The organism is Pelagibacterium sediminicola, from assembly GCF_003390885.1.
Taxonomy (GTDB): domain Bacteria; phylum Pseudomonadota; class Alphaproteobacteria; order Rhizobiales; family Devosiaceae; genus Pelagibacterium; species Pelagibacterium sediminicola.
Window position 1 is genome coordinate 583697 of sequence record NZ_QMEL01000001.1, and the last position, 18682, is coordinate 602378.

Annotated in this window: 25 protein-coding genes and 1 tRNA gene; 16 read left to right on the forward strand and 10 right to left on the reverse strand. The window is 63.2% G+C overall.

All coding sequences use genetic code 11. The features are described 5' to 3' along the window. Positions 1–41 precede the first annotated feature (41 nt). Complete coding sequence (locus DQG18_RS02795; protein ID WP_116652678.1) at positions 42–926, reverse strand: polyprenyl synthetase family protein; 885 nt, start codon at positions 924–926, stop codon at positions 42–44. A 113-nt stretch (positions 927–1039) separates the two neighbouring features. Between DQG18_RS02795 and mtgA the strand changes: the two genes are divergently transcribed. From mtgA to fumC, 3 genes are all read left to right on the forward strand, one after another. After that, a complete protein-coding gene (mtgA, locus tag DQG18_RS02800; protein WP_211199058.1) occupies positions 1040–1714 on the forward strand; it encodes a monofunctional biosynthetic peptidoglycan transglycosylase in 675 nt (224 codons plus the stop codon). Between the two features lie 155 nt (positions 1715–1869). After that, entirely contained in the window at positions 1870–2052 is a 183-nt protein-coding gene (gene rpmF / locus DQG18_RS02805) for a 50S ribosomal protein L32 (RefSeq protein ID WP_116652680.1), read from the forward strand. 124 nt (positions 2053–2176) lie between these two features. Beyond that, positions 2177–3577, forward strand: coding sequence for a class II fumarate hydratase (fumC, locus tag DQG18_RS02810; protein WP_116652681.1), 1401 nt, complete (start codon positions 2177–2179; stop codon positions 3575–3577). Positions 3578–3598: 21 nt separating this feature from the next. On the opposite strand, the gene DQG18_RS02815 is transcribed toward fumC, so the two are convergent. After that, entirely contained in the window at positions 3599–3868 is a 270-nt protein-coding gene (locus DQG18_RS02815) for a hypothetical protein (RefSeq protein WP_116652682.1), read from the reverse strand. Positions 3869–4097: 229 nt separating this feature from the next. Here DQG18_RS02815 and DQG18_RS02820 point away from each other — a divergent pair, with 229 nt between their 5' ends. Next, entirely contained in the window at positions 4098–4580 is a 483-nt protein-coding gene (locus tag DQG18_RS02820) for a CAP domain-containing protein (RefSeq protein ID WP_157969971.1), read from the forward strand. 5 nt (positions 4581–4585) lie between these two features. Here the strand turns inward: DQG18_RS02820 and DQG18_RS02825 are convergent, their stop codons facing one another. Continuing rightward, positions 4586–5239 (reverse strand): PilZ domain-containing protein, encoded by a 654-nt coding sequence (locus DQG18_RS02825; protein WP_116652684.1) that lies wholly within the window; start codon positions 5237–5239, stop codon positions 4586–4588. A gap of 189 nt (positions 5240–5428) precedes the next feature. On the opposite strand from DQG18_RS02825, the gene DQG18_RS02830 reads away from it, so the two are divergent. Beyond that, positions 5429–5674 (forward strand): sulfurtransferase TusA family protein, encoded by a 246-nt coding sequence (locus tag DQG18_RS02830; RefSeq protein WP_116652685.1) that lies wholly within the window; start codon positions 5429–5431, stop codon positions 5672–5674. A 135-nt stretch (positions 5675–5809) separates the two neighbouring features. Here the strand turns inward: DQG18_RS02830 and DQG18_RS02835 are convergent, their stop codons facing one another. Beyond that, positions 5810–6994 carry a D-alanyl-D-alanine carboxypeptidase family protein gene (locus DQG18_RS02835; RefSeq protein ID WP_116652686.1) on the reverse strand — a complete coding sequence of 395 codons (1185 nt, stop codon included), beginning with the start codon at positions 6992–6994 and terminating at the stop codon, positions 5810–5812. A gap of 181 nt (positions 6995–7175) precedes the next feature. Between DQG18_RS02835 and DQG18_RS02840 the strand changes: the two genes are divergently transcribed. The 4 genes from DQG18_RS02840 (at position 7176) to DQG18_RS02855 (ending at position 8864) form a co-directional block, all read left to right on the forward strand. After that, the gene (locus tag DQG18_RS02840) at positions 7176–7577 is read left to right on the forward strand and encodes a winged helix-turn-helix transcriptional regulator (protein WP_116652687.1); all 402 of its coding nucleotides are present in this window, start codon (positions 7176–7178) and stop codon (positions 7575–7577) included. A 66-nt stretch (positions 7578–7643) separates the two neighbouring features. Continuing rightward, a tRNA-Leu gene (locus tag DQG18_RS02845) sits at positions 7644–7728 on the forward strand. A 42-nt stretch (positions 7729–7770) separates the two neighbouring features. Further along, positions 7771–8352 (forward strand): YqaA family protein, encoded by a 582-nt coding sequence (locus DQG18_RS02850; protein ID WP_116652688.1) that lies wholly within the window; start codon positions 7771–7773, stop codon positions 8350–8352. An 11-nt stretch (positions 8353–8363) separates the two neighbouring features. Beyond that, the gene (locus DQG18_RS02855; RefSeq protein WP_116652689.1) at positions 8364–8864 is read left to right on the forward strand and encodes a disulfide bond formation protein B; all 501 of its coding nucleotides are present in this window, start codon (positions 8364–8366) and stop codon (positions 8862–8864) included. A 2-nt stretch (positions 8865–8866) separates the two neighbouring features. On the opposite strand, the gene DQG18_RS02860 is transcribed toward DQG18_RS02855, so the two are convergent. The 3 genes from DQG18_RS02860 to DQG18_RS02870 all read right to left on the reverse strand — a co-directional run bounded on the left by DQG18_RS02860 (position 8867) and on the right by DQG18_RS02870 (position 10915). Next, positions 8867–9424, reverse strand: a complete 558-nt coding sequence (locus tag DQG18_RS02860) for an HNH endonuclease (RefSeq protein ID WP_116652690.1) — start codon at positions 9422–9424, stop codon at positions 8867–8869. Positions 9425–9593: 169 nt separating this feature from the next. Beyond that, positions 9594–10256: an alpha/beta hydrolase gene (locus DQG18_RS02865; RefSeq protein WP_116652691.1), complete on the reverse strand. Its 663-nt coding sequence runs from the start codon at positions 10254–10256 to the stop codon at positions 9594–9596. Then, entirely contained in the window at positions 10256–10915 is a 660-nt protein-coding gene (locus DQG18_RS02870; RefSeq protein WP_116652692.1) for a DNA-3-methyladenine glycosylase family protein, read from the reverse strand. Before DQG18_RS02870 ends, DQG18_RS02865 begins: the two co-directional genes overlap by 1 nt. Positions 10916–10956: 41 nt before the next feature. On the opposite strand from DQG18_RS02870, the gene gluQRS reads away from it, so the two are divergent. From gluQRS to DQG18_RS02895, 5 genes are all read left to right on the forward strand, one after another. Then, positions 10957–11814, forward strand: a complete 858-nt coding sequence (gene gluQRS / locus DQG18_RS02875; protein ID WP_116652693.1) for a tRNA glutamyl-Q(34) synthetase GluQRS — start codon at positions 10957–10959, stop codon at positions 11812–11814. A 155-nt stretch (positions 11815–11969) separates the two neighbouring features. Further along, the gene (locus DQG18_RS02880) at positions 11970–12167 is read left to right on the forward strand and encodes a twin transmembrane helix small protein (protein WP_116652694.1); all 198 of its coding nucleotides are present in this window, start codon (positions 11970–11972) and stop codon (positions 12165–12167) included. Between the two features lie 9 nt (positions 12168–12176). Continuing rightward, a complete protein-coding gene (locus DQG18_RS02885; protein WP_116652695.1) occupies positions 12177–12770 on the forward strand; it encodes a cob(I)yrinic acid a,c-diamide adenosyltransferase in 594 nt (197 codons plus the stop codon). Positions 12771–12808: 38 nt separating this feature from the next. Further along, the gene (locus DQG18_RS02890; RefSeq protein ID WP_116652696.1) at positions 12809–13492 is read left to right on the forward strand and encodes a rhomboid family intramembrane serine protease; all 684 of its coding nucleotides are present in this window, start codon (positions 12809–12811) and stop codon (positions 13490–13492) included. Positions 13493–13551: 59 nt separating this feature from the next. Continuing rightward, entirely contained in the window at positions 13552–13734 is a 183-nt protein-coding gene (locus DQG18_RS02895) for a hypothetical protein (protein WP_116652697.1), read from the forward strand. A 46-nt stretch (positions 13735–13780) separates the two neighbouring features. Here DQG18_RS02895 and DQG18_RS02900 read toward each other — a convergent pair whose 3' ends face one another. Beyond that, positions 13781–14419 carry a TlpA family protein disulfide reductase gene (locus DQG18_RS02900; protein WP_245958338.1) on the reverse strand — a complete coding sequence of 213 codons (639 nt, stop codon included), beginning with the start codon at positions 14417–14419 and terminating at the stop codon, positions 13781–13783. 46 nt (positions 14420–14465) lie between these two features. Here DQG18_RS02900 and argH point away from each other — a divergent pair, with 46 nt between their 5' ends. Together argH and lysA are read left to right on the forward strand one after the other, a co-directional pair. Next, entirely contained in the window at positions 14466–15848 is a 1383-nt protein-coding gene (argH, locus tag DQG18_RS02905) for an argininosuccinate lyase (RefSeq protein WP_116652699.1), read from the forward strand. Between the two features lie 244 nt (positions 15849–16092). After that, positions 16093–17361: a diaminopimelate decarboxylase gene (gene lysA / locus DQG18_RS02910; protein WP_116652809.1), complete on the forward strand. Its 1269-nt coding sequence runs from the start codon at positions 16093–16095 to the stop codon at positions 17359–17361. A gap of 24 nt (positions 17362–17385) precedes the next feature. On the opposite strand, the gene DQG18_RS02915 is transcribed toward lysA, so the two are convergent. Both DQG18_RS02915 and rpmB read right to left on the reverse strand, forming a co-directional pair. Continuing rightward, the gene (locus tag DQG18_RS02915; protein WP_116652700.1) at positions 17386–18024 is read right to left on the reverse strand and encodes a VUT family protein; all 639 of its coding nucleotides are present in this window, start codon (positions 18022–18024) and stop codon (positions 17386–17388) included. A 179-nt stretch (positions 18025–18203) separates the two neighbouring features. Continuing rightward, positions 18204–18488, reverse strand: a complete 285-nt coding sequence (rpmB, locus tag DQG18_RS02920) for a 50S ribosomal protein L28 (protein ID WP_116652701.1) — start codon at positions 18486–18488, stop codon at positions 18204–18206. Positions 18489–18682: the final 194 nt, after the last annotated feature.

Sequence of the window (18682 nt, forward strand, 5' to 3'; positions counted from 1 at the left end):
AATGTAGCCCAGGAGTTGCGTGATTTCAAGGTAACGCTCCGTCAGTTCTCTCGCGCGGCGAAGTGGCGGATCAGCTCGCGCAGGGGATCGGCCTGCGTACCAAAACCCTTGAGTGCGTCCAGCCCGCCTGAAACGGAGTGGTCAAGGATTTTCCGGGCGCCATCCAGCCCGCGCAGGGCAACGATGGTGGATTTGTTCTGTTCGATATCCTTGCCGGCCGTCTTGCCGAGCGCGTCGGAGGTGGCGGTGACGTCCAGGATGTCGTCGGCGATCTGAAAGACGAGGCCGGCGGAGATGCCGAAGCGGACGAGTTCGGCGCGGGCGTCGAGGCCGGCGTTGCCCAGGATCGCGCCCATCTCCGATGCGGTGCGGATCAGCGCGCCGGTCTTCAGCGCCTGCATCCTGAAGACGCCGTCTTCATCGAGCGGGACGGTTTCGCCCTCGATATCGAGCACCTGTCCCTCGACCATCTGGCCCGCGCCCAGCGAAAGGGCCGCGATCAGTTCGGCGCGGATGGCAGGGTCGGGATGGGTTTTTGGGCTCGATAAAAGCGCAAAGGCTTCGGTCAAAAGCGCATCGCCGGCAAGGATGGCGAGCGCGGGATCGAAGGCCTTCCAGACCGTTGGCTTGCCCCGGCGCAATTGGTCGTTGTCCATGTCGGGCAGGTCGTCATGGACCAGCGAATAACAATGGACCATCTCGATGGCTGCGCCCGCGGCAAGGCTCTGTTGGGGCGTGATGCCGAAAAGGGCGGCGCTTTCGCGCAGGAGCAAGGGGCGCAGGCGCTTGCCGCCCCCCAGCGCGCCGTGGCGCATGGCGGCGAGAAGCCGGGGCGGGCGGTTGGCGGCGCCCAGATGATGGTCGAGGAAGCCGTCGATGTCGGCGGAACAGGCGGCGATGCGGCTATTGAGGTCGGGGGTCGTCATGGGGGATTTGCTAACGGGTCGCGCTTCATTCTACAAGCATGCAAACAAAGGCCCGGGAAACAAAGAGTTTGGCACAAAAGGACAAGCGCAAGCGCGGCATTGCGTGGCGGGCCATGCGGTTCGTCCTTGTGCTGGCGGCAATCCTTGTTGCGCTGCCGCTCGTGCTGGTGCCGGTCTATGGCGTTCTCAATCCCTTCTCCACCCTGATGGTCTCGCGCTACCTCACCTTCCAGCCGGTGGAGCGCCAATGGCGTGACCTCGACACCATTTCGGACCGGCTCAAGACGGCGGTCATCCTGTCCGAGGACGGGCAGTTCTGCCGCCATGACGGGGTGGACTGGGGGGCGCTGAGGAACGAGATCGCCAACTGGCGGGCCGGGGAGGGTGCGCGAGGGGCCTCGACCATCACCATGCAGGTCGCCAAGAACCTCTTTTTGTGGAATGACCGCTCGGTTGTCCGCAAGGCGGTCGAGGTGCCGCTGGCCATCTATATCGATCTGGTGTTGTCCAAGCAGCGGATTTTCGAGATCTATCTCAATATCGCCGAATGGGGACCGGAGGGAACGTTCGGGATCGAGGCGGGCGCGCAGCGGGCGTTCGGGGCGACGGCGGAGAATTTTTCCTGGGAGCGGGCGAGCCTGCTCGCCGTGACGCTTCCCAACCCCCATGTACGCAATCCGGCAAAGCCCACGGCGGGGCTGCGGCGCACCGCGGCGATCATCGCGGCGCGGGCGCAACAGTTTTCTGGCCATGCCGCGTGCGTCTTTGACAGGCCCGCCCAGCTTTGAGCATTATGTTTTTCATCGACACAGATACTAGCCAAACCCCTTCGGCTCCTGTATAGAGCGCCACGATCCGACACACGGAAAAAGATATTGGCGCGACCGGCGCGGTTGAAGCCTTTTGGCCGACGGTTGCAGCAAGACAGGATGGAGTAAGGACAATGGCAGTACCCAAGAGGAAGACGACGCCCATGAAGCGCGGTTTCCGCCGCTCGGCCGACGCACTCAAGGCAGCGGCTTACGTCGAGGACAAGGACAGCGGCGAGCTGCGCCGCCCGCATCACGTCGATCTCAAGTCCGGCATGTATCGCGGCCGCCAGATCCTCGCGCCCAAGGGCAACTGATTTCATAACGCAGTCGCCGCTTTAGACCAAAAGCGCGATTGACGGAAAAGCCCATCAAGATTACGGCCAGTCCTTGAAACGGGGCTGGCCGTTTGCTTGCCTGCAACACATTCCGGAGATAGCGATGACGACGCGCACCGAAACCGATACGATGGGCCCGATCGAGGTTCCGAACGACAAGTATTACGGTGCGCAGACGGCGCGATCGCTCCAGAATTTCGATATCGGTGGCGAAAGGATGCCCATCGAGATCGTGCACGCCTTCGGGACGTTGAAGAAGGCGGCGGCCATCACCAACACGAAACTCGGACTGATGGAGGAAGCCACCCGCGACCTCATCATCGCGGCGGCCGACGAGGTGATCGCGGGCAAGCTCGACGATCATTTCCCGCTGGTCGTCTGGCAGACCGGCTCGGGCACGCAGTCCAACATGAACGTCAACGAGGTGATCTCGAACCGGGCTATCGAAATGGCGGGGGGCGAGATGGGGAGCAAGACACCCGTCCATCCCAACGACCACGTCAATATGAGCCAGTCGTCCAACGACACCTATCCGACCGCCATGCACATCGCGGCGGTGACGATCCTCGAGGACGTGCTGTTTCCCAAGGTAAAGCTCTTGCGCGATACGCTGGCTGCCAAGTCCGGGGAATTCATGGAGGTGGTCAAGATCGGGCGCACGCACCTTCAGGATGCGACCCCCCTGACCCTGGGGCAAGAGATCTCGGGCTGGGTGGCCCAGATCGATCAGGGATTGAAGGCCATCGAGGCAACGCTGCCCCAGCTTCGCGAACTGGCGCTGGGCGGCACGGCGGTGGGAACGGGCCTCAACACCCATCCCGATTACGCGGTGAGCGTTGCCGAGGAAATTTCCAGACTGTCCGGGCATGAGTTCGTGACGGCGCCCAACAAGTTTGCCGTCCTTGCTGGGCACGATGCGTTCGTCGGGTCCTCGGGGGCGCTCAAGCAGTTGGCGGCGGCGTTGATGAAGGTGGCCAACGACGTGCGCTGGCTTGCTTCGGGTCCGCGTTCGGGGCTGGGGGAAATCACCATCCCCGAGAACGAGCCGGGCTCCTCGATCATGCCGGGCAAGGTCAACCCCACCCAGTCGGAAGCCATGACCATGGTGGTGGCGCAGGTGATGGGGAACGATACGGCCATCGGGTTCGCGGCCAGCCAGGGCAATTTCGAGCTCAACGTCTTCAAGCCCGTGATCGCCTACAATTTCATTCAGTCGGCGCGGCTCCTGGCCGATGCGGCCAAATCGTTCAACGACAATTGCGCGGTGGGGATCGAGCCGGATCGCAAGAAGATCAATGAGCACCTCAACAACTCGCTGATGCTGGTGACCGCGCTCAACCGCAAGATCGGCTATGACAACGCCGCCAAGATCGCCAAGACCGCGCACAGGAACGGCACGACGCTGCGTGAGGAAGCCATCGCGCTGAGGCTTTTGACCGGCGAGGAATTCGACGCCGAAGTCAGGCCCGAACAGATGGTTGGGCCGTTGCCGGGCAAAAAATAGGCCGCCGGGCCCGGCGGGCGTTCAGGCGCTGAGATTTTTGCGGTAGCCGGGGGGCAGGCGCTTGACGTCGCTGGATTCGACGCGGCGATAGGTGCAATCGGCCTCGTTGCCCGAAGAGGACGAAAGGTTGGGCCGTCCGGTCAGCAGCTGGGTCAGAAAGGCCGCGCCGGGGCGGGCGGCGCCGGGCAGGGCGCGCGGACGCGGCACCGCAAGGGCGATGGGCAGTCTTTGTGCCGAAATGGGCCGGTCCCTGTCACGCTCCGCACTCAATCTGACGCTTCCCTGTGTCATTTCCGGGCATCTGTCCCGATTTGAAACGGATCGTGCCCTTTGCTGCCAATATCGTTGCAGCGGCCGTGCCAGTTGGCAACGATTTGTTAACGTTTTGCCCCGGGGAAGCGTTTCATGGTTAAGGCGGAAGGGGCGGGGTTAACCACCCATTAGGAAAGCCGCCGCAATTTCGCACAACTGTCGGGCCATGAAGACCCCCACAGCCAACCGCAAACGGATTTTTGCCTCCATGCACGCCATCTCCGCAAGACGTTCCATCGGCCTTCCGCTCGCGGCTGGGCTCCTTCTTGCCGCAACGCTTGCCGGATGCGTGGGCGGCCCCTCGGGCGGGCTGGCGCCGGGGCTGACCCAGGCCGTCAACACGCCCAATGCGCAAATGGATCGCGCCGCGGCTCTGGGGATCGTCAACCAGTATCGCGCGGTCCGCGGGGTTTCGGCGCTCAGCGCCGATGGCGCGCTCGACAGCCAGGCCCAGGCGCTTGCCAGCCAGTACGCGGCCAGCGGCACGCCGCCCTCGATGCCCTCGGGGGTATCGGCCATGCGGCTGAGCGCGGGCTATACCAATTTTGCCGAGACGTTCTCGGGCTGGCGCAATTCTCCCGCCGATGCGGACGTGCTCGCCTCGGCCGGCGCGCGCCGCGCCGGGTTCGCGGTGGTCTACAATCCCAATTCGGCCTATGGCGCCCATTGGGTGATGGTGCTGGCGCGGTAAGAGCTCTAAACAGGCATGGCGGGGCGGATCAGGCGGCGTTCGAGGTCGCCCATATCGAGAGGGTCGATGAACTCGATGGCAAAGCCGGGGTCGAGGATGCGGATGACGCGGCCCACGACGCTGCCAAGCGCCAAGGGCATGCCGATGGGCGGATCGATGTCGGCCGAGACGGCGGCGCCTGATACCGACATGTCGATGACAAAGCAGGGCAGCGTCACGCCGTCGGCAAGGATGATCAGGGACTGGGGATTGCGCGGCACGATACGCCGGTGGCGACGCAGTTCGGCCACCTCGTAATTGCGCCGCCGTTCGAACCACAGCACCTTGGAGGCAAGCTTTGCCCGATCGGCTTCGGGCATCCTGAGCGAAATGACAAAACCGAAACCGAGCGCGCGGGCGATTGGCCCGCGCAGGACCCCGAACTCATCGAAATGGGTGGTGACCCAGTCTCCGACCGTGCCTCCGACCGGCGCGGAAAGGGACAGCATCCGGGGGGAGATACGCTGAATGCGGCAGGCAAAACTCGAAACCGGCCTGTCATCGGCGGTCCGCCATTTTTCGAGATAGTAGTGGCCGGGCAGGTTGGCGAGATGGCGCAACCTGTCATCGAGGATCGGTTCCGATCCGGCCATTGGCGCTGCATTCCCCAGTGCGGCCATGTCTTGTACATCCCCCTCTTATGTACAAAGGCCGTCCGTAGCATTACGTGGTAAAGAAAAGCTTCTTTCCAGAAAACCGCCGCTTGGAACGTGGCAACAGACATTACCATTGCTTATTGCAAACGGTGGAATTTTATTGGTTTTGTCGTTCCGCTCGACTGACGGACGGATATTGAAGGACTTCCCCTATTGCCCCAGCCAGCCCCCGTCACCATCGACTCGCGTGGCGAAAAATGCCCGCTTCCCGTGCTCAGGACCGAAAAGGCCGTGGCCCGGCTTTCCAAGGGCGATCGGCTGGTGGTTCTCGCCACCGACCCCGTGGCGCGGATCGATATCGCGCTCTATTGCCGCCAGAACGGGCACGAGGTCGCGGTGGATGAAACCGAAGGGGCGATGCGGTTCGAGATCACCTGCGGGGGCGGCGAGGATTCCTAGATCGTTTCAGTTCTTGATGGAAACGATATGCCCGGATTGTTGGGTTTGGATCGCACTGGACCCCGGTAATAAATACCGGGGTCCAGTGCAAAGCCTCTGCTACGCCGATGATCCCGCCAAGCTCCGAAAAACGCTTTAGAAATCAGGACGCGGGCGCGGCAGGGGAACCGGTGTGGTCTCCGGCACGGCCGGGGCGCCATCGCCGTAGTCGAGCGTTACAAGGCCCGGCGCACCGGTCCCGGCGATCCGGGGCTCGAACAGGAAGTCGCCGGGCCGGGGGCGGGGCAGGGGCACGTCGCGCAACCTGCCCAGAACGGTCACGCGGTGAGCGGGCCGTTCGATGGTGTCGGTGAGATAGCTCACCTGCCCGTCGAGCCCGGCGGGGAACGCTTCCATGCGGGCCTGGGTGTATTCGGTGGAGCCCGCCCCGCAGATCACCGCGCGCATGTCGACCGGCGCAATCCCTGGCTGGTTGGGAAGCGAAACCACGTTCTGCCCGGTGCCGCGATAGCCGCCTGCAAAGCCGGAATAGAGCATGCGGGCCGTCAACTCGCCCCGCTCGCGCGACGAACTGGCGCCCAGCGTTATCGCCATCAGGTGGCGCCCGTTGCGGGTGGCGGTGGCAACGATATTGAGCCCGGAAGCGCAGATGTAACCGGTCTTCATCCCGTCGGTGCCCGCAAAGCGGGTCAAAAGCTCGTTATTGGCGTGCGAGCGGGTCTGGCCGTGTTCGACCGTCCGTGTCTCGAACATGGGATTGTATTGCGGATAGCGGGCGCGGATGGTGAGTGCGATGATCGCGATATCGCGCGCGCTTGCGGTCTGGGCCGGGTCGTGCAGGCCGTGGGGGTTGGCGAAATGGGTGGCGGCGAGGCCCATCTCGGCGGCGCGCCGGTTCATGAGATCGACAAACGCCACCTCGCTGCCCGCGATGGTTTCCCCGATGGCGACCGCGATATCGTTGGCGGATTTAACGATCAGACTATAAAGGGCGTCTTCAAGCGTGATCGCGGTATCGACCGGAAAACCCATCTTGGAGGGCGCGACGCTGAGTGCATTGGCCGTGGTTACAACCGGGGTCGAAAGCCGCACCTCGCCGCGCTCGATGGCCTCGAAAGCCAGCAGCGCCGTCATCAGCTTGGTCAGCGAGGCCGGATGCCAGGGGACGCCGGCGTCCTCTTCGTAAAGAACCTCGCCGGTCCGCATGTCGATCAGCAACTGGGGAATCGCAAACGCGCCGGAAAGCGACGCGAGGACAAGGCCGAAGGCCAGGGTGAGCGATAAAGCCGCATTCCTGACGGCATCCGGTAAAAACGTCACCGCTGAAGTCTCCCTGGTCGAGGCGGGGCTTGGGAAAAGGTTGGCGAAGTCTTAACAGGCCCAATATGGCAGAACAATGCCGGCGTCATGGGCTTGCCCGGCTCGTCACGGGTCATGCTGGTAACAAAAGGGAAGTTGGTCTAGATTGGGACAGCCAGTCTCAACCGATGGGCCTTGAACCATGTCCATATCCCTGATCCGGCCACCTGCCGAAGCGGTAACGCGCGAGCCGGGCACGACCTGCACGGCGATGAGCGACATTCTCAACCGCATTGGCGACAAATGGAGCGTGATGGTGGTGGCCCGGCTCGGCAACACCGGAACCTTGCGGTTCTCCCAGTTGCGGCGCGCGGTGGAAGGCATTTCCCAGCGCATGCTGACCCTGACGCTGCGCAATCTCGAACGCGACGGGCTGGTCAGCCGCACGATTTATGCCGAGGTACCGCCGCGGGTCGAATATGAGCTGACCGGGCTCGGCCAGACGCTGCTCGAACCGATCAACGCGCTCTGGGAATGGGCGGATACCCATGGCGAGGACGTGGCACACGCCCGCGAGCGTTATGACAGCGCGGCAGCGGAGTGAAACGCTGCCGCCGATTGGCTCTTGAGGTGACGTGGACACGGTGTTAGGTAAGCGCGCTTACCCATGGCCCTCCTGGCGGAACTGGTAGACGCGACGGATTCAAAATCCGTTTCCCTTGGGAGTGCCGGTTCGATTCCGGCGGAGGGCACCATCCATCTCATCGAGATATTTGTGAACGGTTTCGAGGGTCATCATGCTGCGTCGGCTCTATGACTGGGTGATGGCTCTTGCCGCTGGCAAGCAGGCGCCATATGCGCTGGGCCTCATCAGCTTTGCCGAAAGTTCCTTTTTCCCCGTTCCCCCGGACGTCATGCTCATTCCCATGGTCGTGGCCAAACGCGCCAAGGCGTGGCTCTTTGCCTCGATCGCCACAGTCGCGTCGGTGCTGGGCGGATTGTTCGGCTATCTGATCGGCGCGGTATTGTTCGAGGCGGTAGCGCGTCCCATTATTGAATTTTACCATTACGGAGAGGCGTTCGAGACGCTGCAGGTGTGGTTTGCCCAGGGCGGGGTGCTGCTGGTGTTCATCGCCGGGTTCACGCCCATTCCCTACAAGGTGTTCACGATCGCGTCAGGGGTAGTGGGACTCAACTTGCCAATTTTCGTCATCGGGTCAATTCTCTCGCGCGGGGGCAGGTTCTTTCTGGTTGCGGGCCTGCTTTATCTTTATGGCGAACCGATCCGCGCCTTCATCGAAAAGCGCCTTGGCCTTATGACGGTCATCGGTGCGGCGCTGCTGGTGGGCGGGTTCATCGCCCTGCGATATTTAAGATAGGAGCCTGGCCGATGCTGAATGCCATGACCGGAGACCGGGGGCTGGCCATTGCCGGTTTTGTTCTGGGGCTGGCGGCGATCCTGGGCGCGCTGGCCTTCCAGTTCATCGGTGGGCTCTATCCGTGCGAATTGTGCCTTACCCAGCGCCTGCCCTATTATATCGGGCTGCCGCTTCTTGCCGTTCTCGTTGTTTTCTGGACCCGTCTGCCCAAGCCCGTGCGGCTGGCGTTGACGCTTGTCGTGGCCGGGCTTTTCGTCTGGGGCACGGGGCTGGGAATCTATCATACCGGCGTCGAATGGGGCATTTTCGAGGGGCCGACGTCGTGCTCGGGCACGGGCGATGCGATGCTGAGCCTCGATATGCTGGGCGATCTATCCGATTCGCAGGTCGTGGCCTGCAACGCGGTGCAGTGGGAACTGCTGGGCATATCGCTTGCCGGCTTCAACGCGCTGATCTCTGCGGCGATCGTCGCCCTGCTCGGGCAGAGCTTCAAGCGGCAGCTCGGCCAGTAGCCCTACGGCTCGAGCTCGATATCCCAATAAAGATAATCGAGCCAGCTTTCGTGCAGATAGTTGGGCGGGAAGGCGCGGCCATTGTTGTGGAGGTCGTGGACGCTCGGGCGGAAGGGCTTTTGTACCGGGATCATGTTGATGTCGCGCGGCATCCGGTTGCCTTTCCGCAAATTGCAGGGCGAACAGGCGGCGACGACATTGTCCCACGTGGTGCGTCCGCCACGCGAGCGGGGGATGACGTGATCGAAGGTCAACTCATGCCGCGCGCCACAATACTGGCACTGGAAGCGATCGCGCAGGAAGACGTTGAAACGGGTAAAGGCGGGGTAGCGGGCGGGCTGTACGTAGTCCTTCAATGAGATGACGGAGGGAAGCCGCATCTCGAAGCTTGGACTTCGCACCACCCTGTCATATTCCGAAACGATCTGGACGCGTTCGAGGCAGACGGCCTTGATGGCGTCCTGCCAGCTCCAGAGCGACAGCGGATAATAGCTCAACGGCCTGAAATCGGCGTTGAGAACCAGGGCAGGGCAGACTTGCGGTGATACGTGAACGGTCACGTTCGTCTCCGGGTATGGGTGCACCCGAAACGGCAGTCAAAAGCCTCTGGCGCGCACTCTCAAATTCGGGAGGCGCCCGACGCTTCCGGACCGGGGTGGCCCGGAAGAGCCAAACGAATCCATTGGCCGATATTCTACGCCCCAAGTGACAGTGCTGTGAAGATTTTTGTTAGTCGGACACGATTCGGGCCCTGAGAAATGCGGTGGCCGCATCGAGCCCATCCTGGGCGATCGTATGGCCCGATCCTTCGCTGATATGGAGCGCGGCGGGAACGCCCAGATCGAGCAGCAGCGGCAGGGCGCCCTGGCTGCCCATCACCGGCACCACCTCGTCGGCATCGCCGTGAATGAGGAGAACAGGGGGCTTTGAGGCGATGTCCTCACGCAGCTTTTCGGGCGCGATGACCATCCCCGAAAAGGCGACGATGCCCTTGAGGGGTGATTGGAGCCGCAGGCCGGTGTCGAGAGCCATCATCGCGCCCTGCGAAAAGCCGATGAGCACGGTATCTTCGGGGCCCAGCCCCGTCTGGACCCAGAGATCGGCAAGGAATCCGTTTATGACCGGGCGGGCGGTATCGGCGCCCACCAGCCGGGAGCTTTCGCGCTCGGGATCGAGCGGGAACCACTGATAACCATAAGGGTTGCCGCCGCAGGTCTCATGAGCGTTGGGGGCGACGAACAGGGTATCGGGAAAGCTGTCGCGCCAATACTGCCCGAGCGCGATGAGATCGCGCCCGTCCGAGCCATAGCCGTGCAGCAGCACGACCAGTTGGCGGGCGGTCCCCGAGGCGGGCGGGAGCATGGGGCCGGAGAGTTTTACGGGGTCGTTCATCAAAGGGCTTCCCAGTTGTTTGCGTTTTTCATGGCCGCGAAATAGCGCCAGAACATGACTGCTGCCGCCCCGCGATGGGGCGACCAGGGTTCGGCCAGCGCGATCAGTTCCTTTGCGGCGGGGCGGGCGGAGAGCGAAAAGGCGTGTTCGACCGCCTTTTGCAGCGCGAGGTCGCCGGCAGGAAAGACGTCCGGGTGTCCGGCGCAGAACAGAAGATATATCTCCGCCGTCCATGGACCGACGCCCTTGAGCCTGGTCAGCGTGGCGATGGCCTTTTCCGCCGCCATTTCCTCGATGGCGTCGAAATCGAGATCCTTTTCGATGGCGGCGAGCGCCACCCCCCGGATCGTCTCGTATTTGCCGCGCGAAAGGCCGGTGGCGCGCAGGGTGGGTTCGTCGAGCCCGAGATAGATTTGCGGCGTCGTTGCGCCCAGCGCTTCGATACGGTTCCAGATGGCGCGGGCCGATGCGACCGAAAGCTGCTGGCCGCAGACGATCCGGGCGATCCCCTCGAACCCGCGCGGAGTCTGGCGCACGGCGACTTCTCCGGCGCGCGCGATGGCGAGAGCGAGGCGCTCGTCAAGGGCGGCGAGGCGCTCGAGATGAAAGGCCAGCGCCTCGGGGGTGTGGAGGCGCGCTGGAGCGTCGGGCGCTGTCATGCTAGGAGCCTTTGGGTCTGGATCTTGCGAGTGGGCGGGGCATGTCAGGGCCATCTCAACCGATTTTCCGCTTCGCGCCAAGCCCGAACGGGTATCTGCATATCGGGCACGCCTTTTCGGCGCTTTTCACCCATCACTGGGCAGACGCGCTCGGGGGGGTGATGCTGCTCAGGATCGAAGACATAGATACCGCGCGCTGCCGACCCGAATTTGTCGATGCACTGCTCGAGGATCTGGCCTGGCTGGGGCTTTCGTGGCCCGAGCCAGTGCGCCGGCAATCGGAACATTTCGATGACTACGCGCGGGCAGCGAAGACCTTGCGCGAGCAAGGCCTGCTCTATCCGTGCTTTTGCTCGCGGGCCGAAATCCGCGCGGCGGCGGGAGAGAGCACCGATCCGGAGGGGGCGCCGCTCTATCCCGGAACGTGCAGGGGACTTGGCCCTACCGGACGCGCCGAAAGGCTGGCGAGCGGCGCGCCGGTGCAGTGGCGGCTCGATATGGAAAGGGCGATCGCGGCGGCGGGGCCGCTTTTGATCCGCGAAACGCAACCCGACCCGTCCGCGCCCCTGACGGTCCGGCCAGCCGATCCGGCGCGCTGGGGGGACGTGGTGATCGTGCGCAAGGACACCCCGGCCAGCTATCATCTTTCGGTGGTGGTGGACGATGCCTTGCAGGGGATCACCCACGTGACGCGCGGCATGGACCTTCATGCGTCAACCGACATCCACGTGCTGCTGCAGGCGCTGCTGGGCCTGCCCTCACCGGTCTATTGCCACCACGAACTGGTGCTGGACGAGGCCCGCGAAAAACTTGCGAAGTCGAAAGGCTCGGAGAGCCTCAGGGCCTTGCGGGCCGCGGGATGGACCGCGGTGCGGGTGCGCAAGGAACTGGGTTTTTGACCGGCCGGGCGAGATGCCCGGAGACTGGCTGGATGGAAAAATGGTATCGCAACGGGACGGGCACCCCTTATAAGTGGTGCCGGCGCCTTGCCTGTCTTTTGTGAATCACGGCAGGAAACGCATTACGTCCCGACCCAGCCGAAAGTCGTTGCATCATGGAATTGCTCGTCAACATCGTTCTCATTCTCGCCGTCGGCGCGGTGGCCGTTATCCTCGGGATGGGGCTTTACAACATGTTCAAGGGGGGCTCGGCCAATACCAGCCAGAAGCTGATGCGCGCCCGCGTCATCATGCAGGCGATCGCCGTGGCGCTCCTGATGGCGGCGCTCTATTTCTTCGGCCCGCACCGCTAGGATCAAAAGATGATCAAGATCAACAAGATCTATACCAAAACCGGAGATGGCGGCACGACGGGGCTGGTCGACGGGCCGCGGCGGCAAAAGGACGATCTGCGGATCGAGGCCTATGGCACCGTCGAGGAGGCCAACGCCACGGTGGGGCTGGCCCGGCTCCATTCCAGGGACATGGCGCGGGCCGATCACACGCTGGCGCGCATCCAGAACGACCTGTTCGATCTGGGCTCGGACCTTGCAACGCCGGGCCCCGATGAGGGGCGGAAATACAAGGCGCTGAGGACCACGGCCAAACAGGTCGAATGGCTCGAAAACCAGATCGATATCTATAACGAGGCGCTCGAACCGCTGAGGAGTTTTATCCTGCCCGGCGGCACCCCGCTGTCCGCCGCGCTGCATCTGGCGCGCACGGTGACGCGGCGGGCCGAGCGGATCGCGGTGGCGCTCAAGCGCGCCGAGCCCGAGGTCAATCCGGAAGTCCTGCGCTATCTCAACCGGCTCTCGGACCTCTTGTTCGTTCTTTCGCGGGTTGCCAATGGCAACGGAAGCAAGGACGTTCTCTGGGAGCCGGGACGCCATACGGGCGAGACCAAATCGGGGTGAGCGGATCGGGGACCGGAAAGGCGTAAAGGGGGTGCGCAATGTTCCTGCCGCTTTATGACAGCAACAAGATCGCCCATATCGCGTTTCCTTACGTCAATTACGGGTTGCTCATCGTTACGATACTGGTGTTCACCGTCCAGTTTGCGGGTGGCACGGCGGGGCTCGAACAGGCTCATATAGAGTACGGAATGATCCCTGTTGTGGTGCGCGATGTGGTCGAGGGGCCGGCGCCGTGGCTTCCCGATCAGGCAACGCTTTTTTCCTACATGTTCCTGCACGCCGATCTTTTTCACCTGCTCTCGAACATGCTGTTCCTCTGGGTTTTCGGGGACAATGTCGAAGACGCGCTGGGGCACGTCAAATATTTGGCGTTCTATTTGCTGTGCGGGGTGCTGGCGGGGGTGGTCCATCTTTTCATCTATCCCGACAGCTATGGCCCACTGGTGGGCGCGTCCGGGGCGGTGGCCGGGGTTATGGGGGCCTATCTCGTCCTTTATCCGCGCGTCCGGGTGTTCGTGCTCAACAGGCTCGTCATCTTCTTCCCGCTTGCGCTGCCCGCATGGGCGGTGCTCGGCATCTGGATTTTCAGCCAGTTGTTCTATGCGGTACTGGGGTCCGATGGCGCGGTTGCCTGGTGGGCACATATCGGGGGCGTGGCCGCCGGCGCGGCGCTGGTTTTCCTGTTCCGCAGGCTCGCTCCGGGCCCCTCGATCGAAGGGTAAGAAATTGTTAGGCCCGCGGGTCTAGGCTTGGTCCCGTTGTTTTTCGTGGGAGCAGACCGTTGAGTGATCTGGCGCTGGGCATGGTGGCTGCAAAACAGGGGCAGACCCGGCACCTGATGCAGATTGCCATGGTCAGGAAGCAGCATGAGATGGAGATGAACCTCATCAACATGCTGACCCAGGCCGTCGAGAACGCGCCAGCCCCGGACGGCACCGGAACGCGCGTCGATAAGACGGCCTGATCTTGTACTGGATCACCCGGATAAACCGTGTGAAGACGGACCTGCCCTAGATTTCCAGAAGCGCCTCGATCACCCGGTTGCCATCCTCGCTGTCCCAATGGGCGGGGCCTTGCAACACCGAGATTTCGCACGCCGCGCCGTCGAGCAGCACCGTTGCCGGAAGGCCCAGCGTCACCGCTTCGTTGCGCAGGCGCTCGAAGACCTTGTAGGAAGGGTCGGCGTAAAGGGCGAGATTGTCCGCGCCGATCTCGTCAAGGAAAAGCCGTGCGGCGGTCGGGCCGTCCGAACCCATGTCGAGGCTGATGGCGACCACCTCGAAATCATCGCCCCCATAGCGCGATTGCAGGGCGTCGAGATCGGGCATTTCCTCGCGGCAGGGCGCGCACCACGTCGCCCAGAAATTGACCAGCAGCTTCTTGCCCGCAAAATCGGCAAGCGTCCGGTCGTTGCCATCGGCATCGATAAAGGCCAGGTCCGCGAAATCGCGCCACTGGCTCGAAGGCATCAGCGCGGCCAGCTCCCCGATCGCCACCGCATCGATGCTGGCCGCCGCATCGGCCCGGGCGGGACATTCATTGGCCACGCTCGTCCCGGCATTGCTAAGCCAGATCGCCGCCGCTATACCTGTCGCCGCAGCGAGAAGTCCGAGCCCGATGATCAGCGGGCGGTGGGATTTGGTCTGCATCTGGGTCATTTTTTACCGGTTCATTTCAAGGTCTGACGGGGCGCCGATGAGCAATCGCATGTGGGGGGGACGGTTCGCGTCCGGTCCCGACGCCATCATGGAAGAAATCAACGCCTCGATAGGCTTCGACCAGCGGCTCTACAAGCACGATATCGCCGGCTCGATCGCCCACGCGAACATGCTTGCCGCCGCCGGTATCCTCACAGTTGAGGATAAAGACGCTATTATCAAGGGGTTGGAGACGGTCCGCGACGAGATCGCGCAGGGGGGCTTCACCTTTTCGCGAGCGCTTGAAGACATCCATATGAATGTCGAGAGTCGCCTCAAGGAATTGATCGGGGAGCCGGCGGGGCGCCTGCACACGGCACGGTCGCGCAACGATCAGGTGGCCACCGATTTCCGGCTCTATGTGCGCGAGTGCATCGACATGCTGGTCGCCCAGGTCGAAACGCTGCAAGGCGTGCTGGTCGACCGCGCCGAGACCGAGGCGGCGACCGTCATGCCCGGCTTCACCCATCTCCAGAGCGCCCAGCCGGTGACCTTCGGGCACCATCTTCTGGCCTATGTCGAGATGTTTTCGCGCGACAGGGGACGGCTTCTCGATGCGCGGGCCCGGCTCAACGAAAGCCCGCTGGGCTCGGCGGCGCTGGCCGGCACCTCGTTCCCCATCGACCGGGAGATGACCGCCAAAGAGCTCGGGTTCGACCGGCCCACGGCCAATTCGCTCGATGCGGTCTCGGACCGCGATTTCATTCTCGAAACGCTGGCCGCCGCCTCGATCTGCGCCATGCACCTTTCGCGGTTTTCCGAGGAACTGGTCATCTGGTCTTCGGCCCAGTTCGCGTTCATCTCGCTTTCCGACAAGTTCTCGACCGGCTCCTCGATCATGCCGCAAAAGCGCAACCCCGATGCCGCCGAGTTGATCCGCGCCAAGGTCGGACGCATCTTCGGGGCGTTCACCTCGCTTTTGATGGTGATGAAGGGCCTGCCGCTCGCCTATTCCAAGGACATGCAGGAAGACAAGGAAGTGGCGTTCGACGCGCTCGATACGCTTTCCCTGTCTCTTGCCGCGATGACGGGAATGGTGTCCGACCTCGCTGTCAACCGCGAAAAGATGGCGGCGGCGGCGGGCGCGGGATTCTCGACTGCCACCGATCTGGCCGACTGGCTGGTCAGGGCGGCCAATGTGCCGTTCCGCGACGCCCACCACATCACGGGCCGGGCCGTTGCGGCAGCCGAAGCCAAGGGTTGCGGGCTCGAAGGGCTGACTATCGAGGACCTGAAGGCCATCGACGAGCGCATCACGAGCGCCGTGCACAAGGTGCTGGGGGTGGACAATTCCGTCAAGTCCCGGACGAGCTACGGGGGAACGGCGCCGGACAATGTGCGAAAGCAGGTTGCGCTCTGGCGCGAGCGGTTGGGTGCATGATCGCGATGGAAAAGCTTGTTGCGGGCATCGCCTCACCCCTCCCCAGCCCTCCCCATCAAGGGGAGGGTGTTTCCTTTGCTCGGATGCTTCCTGCGCACAAGACCAGCACCTCCCCCCTTGTGGGGGACTTGCAAGCGTTTCCGGTAACGCCGGAACGCGGGGCTCCGGTGGAGCCCTGCGAGTGCAGCAAGGGGAGGGGGGTAAGCGGATCTTCAGTCTGCGCAACGGTTGAGGCTTGGCGCTGATGGTCCACCACTTCCACTACCAGAACGGCCGTCTCCACGCCGAGGACGTTGACCTTTCCGCGCTGGCCGAGGAAATCGGCACGCCCTTTTATTGCTACTCCTCGGCGACCTTCCGGCGCCATGTGCGGGTGATGCGCGAGGCGTTTGCCGGGCGCGATACGGTCCTTGCCTACGCAATGAAGGCCAATTCCAACCAGGCAATTTTGAAGCTGATCGCCAGCGAAGGCGGCGGGGCGGATGTGGTGTCGCTGGGCGAGCTCGAACGCGCGCTGCGTGCCGGGATCGCGCCGGACAGAATCGTCTTTTCAGGCGTCGCCAAGACCCGGGAGGAGATGGCGCGGGGGCTAGAGGTGGGCATTTTGTGCTTTAACGTCGAGAGCGAGCCCGAGCTTGAGCGGCTCGACCGCGTGGCGGGAGAGATGGGAAAGATCGCGCCGGTTTCCGTGCGGATCAATCCGGACGTCGATGCCAGGACCCATGCCAAGATTTCGACGGGAAAATCCGAAAACAAGTTCGGCATCCCCTATGCCCGCGCGCTGGACGTTTATGCACGGATCGCCGGGAGCCCCAATCTCAAGGCGGTCGGCGTCGACATGCATATCGGGAGCCAGATCACCGAGCTTGAGCCGTTCGACAACGCCTTTGCGCTCCTGGCGGACCTCGTGGGGCAGTTGCGCGCGGCGGGGCACGGGATCGAGCATGTCGATGTGGGGGGCGGGCTGGGCATCCCCTACGACCAGAGCAACACCCCGCCGCCCGATCCGGTGGAATATGCGCGGCTGGTGCGTCGCCATGTCGACCCGCTCGGGTGCAAGCTGATCCTCGAGCCCGGACGGGTGATCGCGGGCAATGCGGGGATCATGGTCTGCCGTGTCGAATACGTAAAAAATACCGCCACGCGGCGTTTCGTCATCGTCGATGCGGGGATGAACGATCTGCTGCGCCCGACGCTCTACGAGGCCCATCACGATGTGTTGCCGGTTAACGAGGCCGGGCCGGATGCAGGAACGGTGCGCGCCGATATCGTGGGGCCGGTCTGCGAAACCGGCGACTATCTGGCGCTCGACCGGGAGATCGGCGATGTGGGCGAAGGGGACCTCATCGCGGTGATGACGGCAGGCGCCTATGGCGCGGTGATGGCCAGCACCTACAACACGCGCCCCCTCGTGCCCGAAGTGCTGGTCGAGGGCGGCCGCTGGCACGCCATCCGCCCGCGCCAGACGCTGGACGATCTTATCGGGCTCGATAGCGTGCCGGACTGGCTTTAGCCGGGGAAGCGATGGGGGCAGAGCTTAGGCCTTCGCCAGCACCCGATCCGGAATGATCTTGCGGAGTATCTTGTAAGGCGCGAGCAGGGCCAGCGCGACAACCAGCTTGACGAGGAAGTCACCTACGGCCAGCGAAACCCAGAGCGGGGTCTCGAACCCGAAAACCGACAGGAATGGCACGGGGAAGGCGAGCGAAGACTCTTCCATGCCGAACGCGGTGTCGAGAAACGCAAAGCTTGCGGCAAAGGCCAGCCCGAAAAAGAGGATCGTGTCGATCACCGATCCGGCGGTCGAGGAGATCAGTGGGGCCTTCCACCAGCTTGCGGCGCGCAGGCGGTGGAAAATTTGCGTATCGAGCAGTTGCGCAACGAGGAACGCCGTGCCCGAGGCTATCGCGATGCGCGGGGAGGCGAGCAGGACGCTCATCGCAACGGCGATGGCAAAGCCGACCAGAACGACCTTTCGCGCGGTGACTGGCCCGAAATGGCGGTTGGTGAGGTCGTTGACCATGAAGGCGACGGGATAGGTAAAGGCGCCCCAGGTGAGGATTTCAGCAAGGTCGAGAGCGCCGATCTGCGCATCGACCGGGAACTGGACGAGGAAATTGGAGGCGGTGACGACCACCGCCATGGCGAGGATCGCCAGGGCAAAGCGCAAACCCATCAGGGCATGTCCTTTCAAAAACAAAGCGGCAAGGGACCGCCGGACTTTTTTGCGATGCAGCGAACCGGCAGATGACCGATGCTGCGTGTCCCTCGCTTTACAGCTCTGGACACAAAAAGCCAAGCGCCGCACCCGGTATGCCGGACGCGGCGCTCCAAATCTCTTGTTTCGCCTGTGCCTTAGCTGGCGACGGCGGCGCGGATTTCCTTCTTGATGCCGCGGGCGCGATCGGAAAGCTCCTCGTCCTTGGCCTTCAAGAGAAACGCATCGAGACCGCCACGGTGCTCGACGGTGCGCAGGGCGGCGGCCGAAACGCGGAGCTTGACCTGACGGTCGAGCGCCTCGGAAATCAGCGTCACATCGCAAAGGTTGGGCAGAAAGCGGCGGCGGGTCCGGTTGAGCGCGTGGCTCACATTGTTGCCGGTCATAACGCCCTTGCCGGTCAGTTCACAGCGCCGAGCCATAATCGTAAATCCTGTCAATCAAGAACCGGCGCCGGGGCAAGCCCCCAGCCGGACGGTCCGGGTTTGTTAGAAGGTCGCGGCTAAATAGACAAAGGCGCCGGTTTCGTCAAGCATATAGCGGGTTTTGTGATGCGCCCGATGCTGGACAGATGGAAATAGGGAAGGCACGGTAAACAATGCTCTGATTCGTTTGC